Genomic DNA, 13458 nt, shown 5'->3' with positions numbered 1-13458 from the left:
TGGTGTTTTACCCTGGTTTTAAATTATTAACTAATAGTTGAACGGAGCGTCGCAACGATGTTGCTACGAAAAACAGCATTTCGTGTCATACTAATGATTCCAAACGGGCGGCTCTATTTGCGAAGTAAACCATCTATTGTTATAGTAGCATAATATAAGGCACCGATGGTTGGACCTGCAGCGAATTGTATATATCGTCTGTTGAAAATATTGCTTCCTCCTAGTTTTACAGTAGATTTTAATTTTGGAGCTTTTACAGATACCTGGGCATCAAACGTTGAATAGGCAGGTACGTTTCCGTTTGCTAAAGTACTTTCCCAGAACACCGTATCCTGCCAGCGCCACACAATGTTGAAGCCAAGGTTCTTAACTATTTCACGACTTCCAAAGGATAAATTGGTTACCCACTGCGGCGTGTTGAAACCGGTTAAGAATACATCAGTATTTGAATTTTCAGAAAGCTCATTAAAATTAGCGTTACCTGAAATTGTAAATTTCTTATAGAAATTGTAGGTAATTCCCAGTGATGAACCATAGCTGTTATAAATATTCTTTGCATTGGTATAAACCCTGTAACGATTTTGTTTAGAACGGGTAAGCATATCTATTACAGCAGCATCGGACCCCACTGTACCCGAAGTTGGAACCGCTACTTCGACCTGTCCCAGAAAACCTTTGTAAGAGTTGTAGTATGCATCAAAATCAAGAACTAGTTTATTGTTGAGTAAAACGCTTTTATAACCAACCTCAAATGAGTTAATGCTTTCAGGTTGCATTGTTGGCAAGTTTGCCACCTGTAACAAATTCCTGTTTTTCAAACCTGCGTCGCTGCGGTTGCTGCCGGCAGAAACATCTTTATTTACTGCGGCAGTAAAAATGTCAGAAGAAGCCAAAGTGTAAGAGTTCTCTAAAAATCCAATTCCTTCATTCACCCGGGCTAATCCACCTACACGGCGCACACTGGCGTTGTTAAGAAAAGACAGTGCTTCAAACAAAGCCGGGAAACGGTAACCATTCTGGAAAGAAGCTCTAAAGTTGTGTTTCTCCGCTACAGTATACACAAGGGCTATGCGTGGATTGAACTTAGGACTAAATTCAGGATTGTTATCTACTCTGCCTGACAAAGAAACCTTCAGCTTGTCATTAAAAAAAAGTTTTGCGACCTGTGTAAAAGCACCGTATTTTCTGTAGTACTGCTTTCCACCAAAAGAACCGCTTTTGTCTGCGACTGTTCTTTCGGCAAGTGGCCTTGACAAATCAACGAAAGTATTGCCATCAGGAATTACCTCAAACAAGCGATAATCTGCACCTACCATAATATTTGCCCAGGTAACTTTACTTAAGTTGTACTGAAAATCTACATGGTATGTATTACTATACTGCCATACTGCTGCACCCCCATTTGGTGCACCACCCGAAACAGAAGAAGCAACGTCCCAATTATTGGAATTTACAATGTTGTTTTTTAATGCATCAAAATGTGCAGTTCCAGGCTCAGCTCTGCCCTTGTCAGCAGTGGCTCTTGCTAGTTGCATCGACGTGGCTAGTGAAACGCCATTATTAACCTGCGCCTGTAATTCGTTTCTGAAGCGTGCTCCCCATTCAGCATTAGAAGCGTTGCTCAAATCAAGGCTATAAGAAAGCGGGTTTAGATTATAGGATTTGCCGGTGCTTTCGCGTAACACGTACGCCCTGAAGGTTAAGTCGTTTCCACGCACTTCAAACTTTTGGTTTTGAACTGTTACGTCGTTCAATTGTATCCTGTTACCACGCTGGAAAACTCCATCCATAATACCATAGCGGTAGCTATAAGAAAGTTCGAGCTTTTCATTCAACTTATAAAATAAACCACCGTCAAACTTCAGGTTTCTTACTTTAGGAAAAATCAGGTCTTTTTCGAGGTAACCCGTGCGCGCCACATTGAATGTTTCGGTCTTGCCTAAGTATTGGACAGCAATTGATTGTCTTGCCTGCCTGTCATCACCGTAACGGCTCCATTGGTCTTTTGCGGGGTTATTCTCTCCCGATAGTTCAGGAAACCCTGGATTTGCAGAAGATAGATTTTGAGGATTCTGATCAGTTAAACCATTGGCAACCCAATCCGTTCCTTTTAAAGTGCTAAAATTGAGCTTAAATGCAAACCTGTTATTAAATGCTTTCGCATATCTAATAGCAGTTTCAGTAAGCGCACCTGGATCTCTGTCAATACCATCAACATGATTGATTCCTACTTTCTGATATATGCTCAGTCCCTGGTATTTAAAAGGGCTTTTGGTCTGCAAATTTGCCAAACCGTTAATTGCATTCATTCCATATAAAGCAGAAGCCGCACCTGGAGTGATCTCAACTGATTCTATATCTAATTCTGTAGCACCAATTGCATTACCAAGTGGCACCCCCAGGGTAGCGGCCTGCATATCGACCCCATCAACAAGTTGAAGGAAACGAAAATTGTTAGGAACATTGAAACCACGTGTATTTGGAACTTTAAAAGTCAAACTTGAGGTGATCATTTGTACACCCTTTACGTTTTCCAGGGCGTCATAAAAGCTAGCGGCTGGTGTTTCCCTGATTGCCCTGATATCGAGTTTTTCAATAGCAACAGGCGATTTCAATATGCTTTCAGAAACGCGGGAGGCGGTAACTACCACGTCTTTTCCAAGCATCGTTTGTGTAACCAGTTCTATCGAGATCTTAGAACTAACTCCTGTTACTTCGAATTCCTGGGGCTGAAAACCTACAGAAGAGAAGACAAGTGTGAGAGGAAACTTATTTTTTGTACGGATGCGAAATTCACCCGCATTGTTAGACGTAGTACCGGCGATTGTCCCTTTCATTTGTACACTTACCGCGGCAAGCGGCTGCTTACTTTCCTGGTCTAGTATTGTCCCTGAAATTTCAATAAGGTTAGTGCCCTGGGCAAATATTGATTGCACAGAAAGAAACAAAAAAAGCAGTAATAAGCTTTGCTTGAACCCGGCATTTAAACCAGCTTTTTCTTCTTTAACTTTTCGTAAATCTTTTTTCATTTGGTTTTTTGAGTTAACTAGTCTACTAATTTAGTAGGATTAATAGGTAAAAAAATATTCGGTATAGCAGAGCAAAAAAGTTAGAACGGAGTATTCTTACCACAACAACATCGCCAATAGGAATTGAATAAAATACACATAGTTGGGCTGTTAGTATTGATGATGGGCAAATTTAAAACCATTTCTATTAGTCTACCAAACTTATAGGATAAAAACCTAAACTTTTTTTGAAGCTGATGATGCAACCAGCCTGGAGAGATAAAAAAGTAGTGTAAAACAAGTTGCCTCCCTTTAGCTAGTAAAGGGAGGCAACAATTATAAAAGGATGGTTAAGGAAATATAGCCTAAATATTATTTAGTACTTGTTCACCCATCGCATCGGTACCTAGTATGTTTTTAGAAGTAGTGTGAGAGTCTGCAATATCACGGGTACGGTATCCGGCTTTTAATACCTTGTCAACTGCGTTAATTAAAGCATCAGCTTCTGCTCTTAATCCAAAAGAAATATCAAGCAGCAAAGCTGCGGACAAAACAGAAGCAAGTGGATTTGCAACTCCCTTCCCTGTTATATCGTGTGCAGACCCATGAATGGGTTCGTAAACCCCCGTTCCGTCGCCGATAGACGCTGAAGCAAGCATACCCATAGAACCGGCAATCTGGGAAGCTTCATCTGTTAGAATATCTCCAAAAAGGTTAGCAGTAACCACTACATCAAAGCGGCACGGATCCTTTATCAGTAACATTGCTGTAGCATCTACAAATTGATGCTCAACTTCTACTTCCGGATATTCAAGCGCAACTTTTTGTACTACCTCGCGCCAAAGGCGGCTTGTCTCTAACACATTGGCTTTATCTACAGAACAGAGCTTTTTCTTGCGGGTCATAGCAGCTTCGAAAGCTTTCCGGGCAATTCTCTCCACTTCGTAACGACTATATTCTGCCATATCGAAAGCCGTATCTCCATTATTTTTACGGCCTTTTTCGCCAAAATAAATATCGCCTGTCAGTTCCCTGAAAAACAGGATATCTGCTCCCTTAAGAATTTCAGGTTTAATGCTTGAAGCACTTAGCAATTCATCAAAAAGTTTTATAGGACGAAGGTTAGCGTACAATCCCAGTTCTTTACGCATCCTCAACAGTCCTTGCTCCGGTCGCACTTTAGCAGTTGGATCATTGTCGTACTTGGGATGCCCGACAGCACCGAATAAAACAGCATCAGCATCTTTCATTTTTTGCAGGGTTTCCTCGGGCAATGGATTACCTGTTGCTTCAATGGCTACATGACCGATAAGTGCTGTGTCGTATGTAAACTCATGTCCGAATTTAGCAGCTATCTTATCTAAGACTTTCTTTCCTACTGCTGTTACTTCCTGTCCTATCCCGTCTCCGGGAACAATTAATATGTGTTTTTTCATGTGTTGGTTTTAATAAAAGGCAACTAGTAAAACAATATGGCGTCAGTTGTCTTTAACCTTGTCATATCTTTTTAATTAATGACAATAACATTCGATCTAATTCTTCAGTACTACCTAACAGGTATTAAGACGATCTTGCGCAAGATAATTTAAGTTGAAAGCAATTTCTACTTGTGTTTGTAATTTGATAGTGAACCTACGGTTATTTGTAAAAATTTTTTGCAATCTCCTGTTGAGTGTCTTCCATAACCTTCCGCGATATTACCGGGAATTGAAACTGTGCGGTCGCCGGAGTGGATTTGTCAATCCCCACATTTCCACGGTAGGAAAGCTATTCGAAGCAGCGTAAATATCTGTAAAAAACAATATTGATTTCTCCCAAGCCATTAAATCTCTATAGCTATTTATTGCTGTCATCCTTTCAAATTGAAAAGGGTACCAAACAGGCAGTCTCTCACTCATTGCCTCTTTGCCTGTTGCCCCTTTTGCCTCCTTTCGCCTATTAAATTAAGTTGAGCATCTTTTGCGTCGCCTTTATCGCTGCTACTGTTTGATCGCTATCGAGGCCACGGGTTTTAAAGTGTTTTCCGTTGCTGCACAACCAGGAGATAATGGTTTCGCAGAGTGCATCGGACTTTCCCCCGGGAGGAATTCGCACTGTATAATCGGTTAGTTGGGGTAACTCAAGTCCTTTATTTTTATACACTATTTTCAAAGCGTTCATAAAAGCGTCGTACTGCCCGTCGCCTTGCGCGTGCTCTTCAAATGACTCATCGTCGATCCGCAACTTCAAAGTAACAGAAGGCCTTAGGTTTTTTGAATGCGTGAGCACATAATTTTCCAGCTGCACTTTTTCCTTTATTGTATTACTATCTAAAACATCAGAAAGAATATAGGGCAGGTCCGCTTGGGTAACTACTTCTTTTCGGTCACCCAGTTCAATGATGCGTTGGGTAACTCTTTTCAAATCTTCATCAGAAATTTGTATCCCCAGCTGATGGAGGTTATTTTCAATGTTTGCCTTTCCGCTTGTCTTGCCCAGGGCATATTTACGCTCGCGACCGAAACGCTCGGGGAGCAGGTCGTTAAAATATAAATTGTTTTTCTTGTCACCATCCGCGTGAATGCCGGCAGTTTGAGTAAAAACGTTTTCACCAATTACCGGTTTGTTGTCAGGTGTTCTAAAACCAGAAAATGTTTCAACCAGTTTACTAACGGAGTATAGTGATGTTTCAACTACTGAAGTTTTTACATCTTTCATGTAATCGTTCAAAACTGCAACTGCACTCGCCAGGGGAGCATTTCCTGCCCGTTCTCCCATTCCGTTAACGGTTAAATGTATTCCATCAATTCCCGCTTTTACCGCCTCTAAAACATTGGCAGTACCCAGGTCATAATCATTATGGGCATGAAAATCGAAGTGTATTTGAGGGTATCTTAAAACAAGTTCCTGAACAAATGTAAAAACTTCAGAAGGTATCAATACGCCCAAAGTGTCGGGCAAAAGAACCCTCTTAATTGGCTGGTGCTGTAAGAAGTCGAGATACTGCAAGACATACTCATGAGAGTTGCGCATACCGTTGCTCCAATCTTCGAGATACACATTACAGTCGATTCCTTTTTCAGTTGCAAGTGCAATTACATCAGCCACTTCAGCAAAATGCTGTTCCGGAGTTTTCTTAAGTTGATGGGTTAAATGGTTTAAAGAACCTTTGGTTAGCAGGTTCATTACTCTTGCACCTGCCTGCAACATCCAGTTTATAGAAGTATAGCCGTCAACAAAAGTCAGTACTTCTATCCTGTCCAGGTATCCGTGTGCTGCCGCCCATTCGGTAATATTTTTTACGGCTTGAAATTCGCCTTCAGAAACTCTTGCCGACGCAATTTCTATCCTGTCAACTTTTACCTCGGTAAGTAGTATTTGAGCAATGGTCAATTTTTCTGACGCAGAAAATGATACCCCGCTCGTTTGTTCTCCATCACGAAGCGTAGTGTCCATGATTTCAATATGCCTTTGAACATTTGACCTTTTATTGCCGTTTGCAGTCGTCTGCCTGCCTTTTGGTTCTATAGCTACTTGCATATTTCTTTCGGTAAATTATTCAAAATAAAAAATACAATACTGGTTGTATGAGCAACTGTATTAGTACATGCTACTTGCCGCAAAAGCGTTTACATCATGTTTCATGGCCTGCAGATAATCAATGTCATCAAAGCCGTTTAGCATATTATGCTTTTTGTAACCGTTAATATCAAATGATTCACTTTCACCGGTAGCAAGAATGGTAATGCGTTGTTCTGGTAAATTTACTTCGAGTTCAGTTTTTGGATCTGCTTCAATTGCAGTAAATATTTTGTCTAAAAATTCAGCACTTACCTGTACTGGAAGTACACCAATGTTAATAGAATTTCCTTTGAAAATATCAGCGAAGAAACTTGAAACAACACAGCGGAAACCATAATCATAAATAGCCCAGGCGGCGTGCTCGCGGCTACTGCCGCTACCGAAATTTTTTCCTCCAACTAGTATTTTGCCGGAGTAAACAGGATTATTTAAAATAAAATCTTCTTTTGGAGTGCCGTCCTGGTTGTACCGCCAGTCTCTAAATAAATTATCACCGAACTCCTTGCGCTCCGTAGCTTTTAAGAAGCGTGCAGGGATAATTTGGTCGGTGTCAACGTTTTCTATGGGCAAAGGAACGGCCGAACTTCTGAGGATTGTAAATTTATCGTAAGCCATGTTATGAGCTGCTAGCTTTTAGCCGCTAGCTTCAAGCTTTTTAGGTTTTGATTATTCTTTTTATGAAAAGGATGATTTTACGGATTTTTTTGGTAACGAGCTGCGGCTCCACTTTCAACATCGTTGTGTCACTCACTTGTACTTATATTTTTTAATAAACCATTGCTGCAACTAATTAAAAAGTACAAGAGTGCGACGCAAGAAAGATTCATATTGCATTTCTGCCGGCTTCAAAAATTCTTACAAGCGCTTCAGAAAAGTTCTGATAGAATTTGCAGTCGGTTTGAAGCTGTAGGCTGTTCTTCGCTTAATACGTTCCCGCTACCTCCAGCTCTTCTTCCATCAACTCTCTAGGGTCAGTAACTACACCCGTTACGGCAGCAGCAGCGGCAACTAACGGACTGGCAAGCAGCGTTCTGCTGTTTGGTCCCTGGCGACCTTCGAAGTTGCGGTTGCTGGTACTTACCGCATATTTACCTGCTGGTACTTTATCATCGTTCATTGCAAGGCAGGCGGAACAACCTGGCTGGCGCAATTGAAAGCCTGCTTCATGTAATATATCCAAAATTCCTTCTTCCTTAATTTGTTGCTCCACCACATGCGAACCTGGAACAATCCAGGCGGTTACATTGTCTGCTTTTTTGCGGCCTTTAATAATAGACGCAAACGCTCTGAAGTCTTCAATACGGCCATTAGTGCAACTACCAACGAAGACATAATCGACTTTCTTTCCAATCATTTCATCATCTTCATGAAAACCCATATAGTTAAGAGACTTCTCGTAACTTGCTTTACCCCCTTCAACTTCCCCGGATAAAGGTATGTGCTTGGTAATGCCAATACCCATTCCCGGATTGGTTCCGTAAGTAATCATTGGTTCAATATCAGCAGCGTCGAAAGTAAATTCTAAATCAAAAGTTGCATTTGTATCGGTCTTCAAAGTTTTCCAGTAGATCAACGCTTTATCCCACGCCTCGCCTTTTGGAGCTTTCTCGCGGCCATTTATATAGTCGAAAGTAGTTTGATCGGGGGCGATCATTCCTCCACGCGCACCCATTTCGATACTCATGTTGCAAACTGTCATCCTGCCTTCCATGCTCATGTTTTCAAACACATCTCCGGCATATTCAACAAAATAACCGGTGGCGCCACTGGTGGTCATTTTTGAAATAATATATAATGCGACATCTTTAGGAGTAACTGCCCTGCCTAATTTTCCATTAACACTAATCCGCATTTTCTTAGGCTTGGGCTGCATAATGCACTGAGACGATAAAACCATCTCAACTTCAGAAGTACCAATGCCAAAAGCGATGGCACCAAAAGCGCCGTGGGTTGAGGTATGAGAGTCTCCGCAAACGATGGTCATGCCGGGAAGGGTGATACCGTTTTCAGGACCGACAACGTGTACAATTCCGTTCTTAGGATTGTTTAAGCCCCAATGCGAAATACCGTACTTAGCACTATTTGCTTCTAATTGATTTAACTGGTTGGCAGAGAGCAGATCTTGTACAGGAAGATGCTGATTAATGGTTGGAGTATTGTGGTCGGCTGTAGCGAAAGTTCGCTCAGGTGACATAACATCAATACCTCTTGTCTGAAGACCTAAAAAAGCAACCGGGCTGGTAACTTCGTGAATGAAATGTCTGTCAATAAAAAACACATCAGGACCGTCTTCAATTTTTCGAACCACGTGTGCATCCCACACTTTATCAAATAAGGTACTTGGAGTGTTGCTCATTTTTTAAACTTTACTGATTTCTTTACTATTTGTTGAAAACCAACTACGAAAGTCAGAAAAATATAGTGTAAAACCTTGAGACGTAGGGAATTTTATTAAAAAAATATCCAGTCAAAAATCATTTTCAAAATTAGCTACAAGCAGTTGGATCCACTTTTAACTGCTTGAAATCAAAAAGTTACATATTAAAAAGTAAATAAAGAGTAGAAAAGAAATTACATTGATCAGAATTGTTGAAGCCCAGTAAAACGCTTTTACCGTATATACAATACTGCCTATTGAACCCGCTTTCTCTAGGAAAGTAAAATTGAAACAGGTGCAAAAAAAGTGTGTTGAAAAGCCTGTTTTCAACATTATTATTAATCACCTAACATTAGCATTACATTTACTAATCGACCTCTTAAAACATTAAACATTCTGCTTTACTTACAGTCAAATTAAGAGACAAGCCTAACTTAATAGACAAGCCTAAAACTAAACGAAATGTCAGAGATAGAAAAACACACCGTAAGGTCACAGATAGAACAGATAATTGAAAGGTCGAGATACCAGGAAGAAACGTTTTTAGTAGATAGCAAAACCGCTGCTAGAAACATTCTACAATATCTGCAGAAGGAGAATTTGATACTATTCGAAAATGTAGAGATCAAATCATAACCACCAAATAATTTAGAATAATAAAAGGGGAAGTCGGCTTCCCCTTTTATTATTTGTGGCCGGGAGAGAGAGACATGTACACAAAAAATACGTTATAAATAGTCCAATACAAAGCTACCAATCCAATTATAATTGAAAGCGGAAACACATTGCTAATATGTTTACAAAAATGGTTCACAAATAACCTGCGGATGAACGAAATGCGACGCAACGATGACTAAACAAAGCGATAAAGCTGGTTGCCTAAAAAGACCCAACTGATTTTGAGCAACCTGAATTTTGAAATATTTCTAGTGCTTGACATTCAGCATATCTAAAAACCTGCTGGCAGTAGTATCGCCCCGCAATGTTGCTTCCATTAACAGCACAGAGCCTTTTGCCAGGTTTTTGGCGAAAGTGCATCGCTCGAAATAGTTTGCCTGTTGTAAGGCTGCTTTATCGTCGGCGAAGGAGTACAGAAAGCCAAGTGTTCGTTTTGCCGGTGTATAACCTTTATCGCTTGCTTTTTTTAAAAGCGCGAAAGCTTCTGTACAACTTATATTTTCATTCTTATTCTGGAGCGCCAATTTGCCATAAAAATACATCGCCTCGGGTACCTGCTGGCGCGACAAACTACTGTAGATAATAAAAGCTTCGGGGAGCTTGCCTTGAGTAAGAAATTGTTTTGCAGCCTGCAATTGATTACGTATTGCAGAAGACTCTGTAACAGGAGCAGCTAAAGACGGAGTAGCCGGCTTTGTAGCGAACCGTGGTTCTTCTTTGTTATTTAGTACAAAATAAGCAAGTGCCGACGCTGCAATAAGAATAATAAGAAACAACACCCTGTACTTTTTGTAAACGGCAGCAATACTAATAGCTGCGACAGGGTTCTTCTTACTAATTATTCTTGTGCTTTCGGATAAACCCTTGTTTAAAGAACTATTCTTATTTGTACTGGTTTCTAAAACCTGGTATTTCACCAACTGTTGATGTAAATCTTCTCTTTCCTTGCGTAGCCGGTTATTTTCGGCTTCCAAAAAGTTGATACGATCATGGGTTAGCTGGTGCGTGTTTGCTGTTCGTATGTAATTTTGCCAGGCATATTCATGTAGCTGCATGCCGTTAGAAAAACGATTCTCGGGTTTCTTCTCAAGGCACTTGTATATCATCGTATTCAGCCAATCAGGAACTTTCAATTCCTGCTCCTTCTGTTCGTCGTTCCAGCTATCCGGCAGTGCTTGTTGGCGTAAAAAAAGAATATCTGGCGGTGGCAGTTCCCGGTGAGCTACCATCACTGCGTTTCTACCTGTTTCGCCTTTATTGTGTAACGGAAATGGAACAGAACCTGCCAACAGTTCAAATAATACTACCCCGAAACTATACACGTCTGTTTGAAAGAGCATGATGCCCTCATTTTGTTCGGGAGCCATAAACTCAATAGCTCCTGCATGTCTCAAACTGGTTCTTCGCTGCTCATCAGACATCATCGCCAGACCAAAATCGAGCAATACATAATTACCAGTGCTTGTATTATACTTTACATTATTGCCCTTAATATCGCCATGCCTTACACCTACCTTGTGGCAATGGGCCAATGCACACGAAAGCTGGTCTGCAACTTTTAAAACTTCTTTTATGGTAAACAAACAAGGATGAGGTGGGCGTAATAGCTCTTCCAAATCGGGGCCCTCGATATACTCCATCTCAATGAATGGAAAATTTCCAGAGTCGGTTATTCCTGAACTGAGAATTTTTACCACATTAGGATTAGCATCCTCATTTACCTTCTTAAGTTTTTCAACCTCATTTTGAAAAGCAGTATAATTTTTATCATCTGCACTTTCACTATAAATAGGCGTAGGTAGAATTTTTATCGCCGTTATAATTTCGCCGAATCGCCTGCCTTTGTATACTGATCCCTGGCCACCGGTTTTTATCGCCCCCATATTTTCCAAACCTTCCGTTATGGTAAAAACCTTAGCCATTTATATTTTTTTTGATTTTGTCCTAATGCTGAAATAACGCGGGCATTAAGACTCTAAAAGGTAGGAACAGAACTGTATTGCTCAATTAAGAAACGGGCTGCCCGGGTAATAAAGATGCGCCTTTTCAGCCTTTTTATTTTATCACTTAACCCTTACCAGGTCTTTTTTCAGTAGCCAGCCCCGGGTCGTTTGTTTCTTTTCGTTGGTATAAACCACATAAATAAACCCATTCATGTCGTCTGAAGCGGTAACAGGGGCGTTCCACTTGTTGATGAAGACACCATCGCGACGGGTGTCCTCGTCCGGTTCATTATAAAAATAAGCTACAGAGGCAGCTTTGTATCTTCCAAATTTATTAGCCGACTGATCGGTATTATCTTGTTCATCCTCTTCCACTGTATTCTCGTCATCGCGATTATCGCTCGTTGCCTCTTTCGCAGCAGAGTCTGCACGAGCCAGCGTTTTTTTATTTACTCTTTTAATAGAATCCGCCACTTGCTTTACACGGGCTATCGAATCTTTTCTCTTTTGTGTTGATGCTCTTGTAGGCTCGGGTATTACTGCTCTTTCGGTATCTAAGGTTGCTGTAGTCACTGTACTATCGTCACTAACATTTTGGGTTATTGCCTTATTGTTTTTAATAAATGAGTAAGCAGAAAAAGCTCCAAGCCCAATGGTTAGTAAAAGCAACGCAAAAAAAGCGGTTTTCGATACACCCTTGGATTGGTTTTCTGTCTCATAAGTTGCTACATCGGCATTTTGTAACTCACTCTCACGCCTTTTCAATGCTGCCTGCAACTCAGACAATTCCTTGTCTCTTATAGTTAACTGATCTTTATACTGTAAGAGCTGGCGATGGAGCTGCATACTCTCTTTTTGCAACCTTTCACTCTCCTCCTGTAAGGCTACAGATTGAGCGGGGTTAGTAACAGGACCGGCATGAATACTATTGTGAACAATAAACTCGTGCAACTCCATACCGTTTTTGAAACGGTCTTCGGGCTTTTTCTCGAGGCATCTATAAATTAGAGTTAACAGCCAGTCGGGAACCGACATTTCCCTGTCTTTTTTTTCTGCTGGCCAACTCGCCGGTAAATTTTCTCTTCTTAAAGCTATCAGGTCGGGAGGGGGTGTTTCGAGGTGGGCTAAACGAACAATGTTTCTTGCAGTTTCGCCTTTATCTTCTAAAGGAAAAGGAACGCGTCCTGCGAGCAGCTCAAATAGCACCACTCCAAAGCTGTAAACGTCCGTATGAAAAAGCATGAGGCCTTCGTTCTGTTCCGGCGCCATAAATTCTACCGCTCCGGCTCTTCTTAAACTTGTTCGCCTTTGTTCGTCAGACATTATAGCGAGGCCAAAATCCAACAGTACATAGTTGCCTGTATGAAGGTTGTATTTTACATTATTGCTTTTTACGTCTCCATGCCTTACGTCAAGCTTGTGGCAGTGAGACAAGGCATTAGACAATTGCTCTGCAACCTTTATTACTTCTTTTACTGAGAAGACAGGATCGTGAGGAGGTTTTAATAATTCTTCAAGGTCTGGCCCTTCAATGTAAGCCATCTCTATAAATGGAAAATTGCCTGTCTCAGACAAGCCAAAACTTAGGATTTGTACAACATTTGGATTAGGTTCTTCATTAACCTTTTTTAGCTTTTGTACTTCATTTTGAAAATCTCGATAATTCTTATCGTCCTCACTCTCGCTATATATCGGAGTTGGTAAAAGTTTAATAGCTGTAATAATTTCACCAATTCTCCGTCCTTTATATACAGAGCCTTGCCCGCCACTTCTTAAGGCTCCCATATTTTCCAAACCTGGTGCTATTGTAAAAACCTTTGCCATTATTTGTACATGAATTTTACCATCTGCACTTTTATATGTTGTAGATGAAGTAATGCATTATTTGCGT

The 13458-nt window shown here is 40.7% G+C and carries 9 protein-coding genes; 1 reads left to right on the top strand and 8 read right to left on the bottom strand.

Features of this window, described 5'->3' with window-relative positions; all coding sequences use genetic code 11:
* Window positions 1-113: 113 nt before the first annotated feature.
* The 6 genes from JWR87_RS14250 to leuC form a co-directional block, all read right to left on the bottom strand.
* On the bottom strand, window positions 114-3029 hold the full coding sequence (locus JWR87_RS14250; protein ID WP_297821231.1) for a TonB-dependent receptor: 2916 nt from the start codon (window positions 3027-3029) through the stop codon (window positions 114-116).
* Between the two features lie 344 nt (window positions 3030-3373).
* Window positions 3374-4444, bottom strand: a complete 1071-nt coding sequence (leuB, locus tag JWR87_RS14245) for a 3-isopropylmalate dehydrogenase (RefSeq protein ID WP_297821229.1) — start codon at window positions 4442-4444, stop codon at window positions 3374-3376.
* Between the two features lie 167 nt (window positions 4445-4611).
* The gene (locus JWR87_RS20290; RefSeq protein ID WP_366090731.1) at window positions 4612-4704 is read right to left on the bottom strand and encodes a hypothetical protein; all 93 of its coding nucleotides are present in this window, start codon (window positions 4702-4704) and stop codon (window positions 4612-4614) included.
* Between the two features lie 242 nt (window positions 4705-4946).
* Window positions 4947-6527, bottom strand: coding sequence for an alpha-isopropylmalate synthase regulatory domain-containing protein (locus JWR87_RS14240; RefSeq protein WP_297821227.1), 1581 nt, complete (start codon window positions 6525-6527; stop codon window positions 4947-4949).
* A gap of 60 nt (window positions 6528-6587) precedes the next feature.
* Window positions 6588-7184, bottom strand: a complete 597-nt coding sequence (gene leuD, locus JWR87_RS14235; RefSeq protein WP_297821225.1) for a 3-isopropylmalate dehydratase small subunit — start codon at window positions 7182-7184, stop codon at window positions 6588-6590.
* A 307-nt stretch (window positions 7185-7491) separates the two neighbouring features.
* The gene (gene leuC, locus JWR87_RS14230; RefSeq protein WP_297821223.1) at window positions 7492-8925 is read right to left on the bottom strand and encodes a 3-isopropylmalate dehydratase large subunit; all 1434 of its coding nucleotides are present in this window, start codon (window positions 8923-8925) and stop codon (window positions 7492-7494) included.
* A gap of 483 nt (window positions 8926-9408) precedes the next feature.
* Here leuC and JWR87_RS14225 point away from each other — a divergent pair, with 483 nt between their 5' ends.
* Entirely contained in the window at window positions 9409-9582 is a 174-nt protein-coding gene (locus tag JWR87_RS14225) for a hypothetical protein (protein ID WP_297821221.1), read from the top strand.
* A gap of 290 nt (window positions 9583-9872) precedes the next feature.
* Here JWR87_RS14225 and JWR87_RS14220 read toward each other — a convergent pair whose 3' ends face one another.
* Together JWR87_RS14220 and JWR87_RS14215 are read right to left on the bottom strand one after the other, a co-directional pair.
* On the bottom strand, window positions 9873-11546 hold the full coding sequence (locus tag JWR87_RS14220; RefSeq protein WP_297821219.1) for a protein kinase: 1674 nt from the start codon (window positions 11544-11546) through the stop codon (window positions 9873-9875).
* A 141-nt stretch (window positions 11547-11687) separates the two neighbouring features.
* Window positions 11688-13391, bottom strand: a complete 1704-nt coding sequence (locus tag JWR87_RS14215; RefSeq protein WP_297821218.1) for a serine/threonine-protein kinase — start codon at window positions 13389-13391, stop codon at window positions 11688-11690.
* Window positions 13392-13458 lie beyond the last annotated feature (67 nt).

Source organism: Segetibacter sp., assembly GCF_025963695.1.
GTDB lineage: Bacteria > Bacteroidota > Bacteroidia > Chitinophagales > Chitinophagaceae > Segetibacter.
Note: the sequence above shows the minus strand (reverse complement) of the source record. Positions and strands in the feature narration are given on the sequence as shown.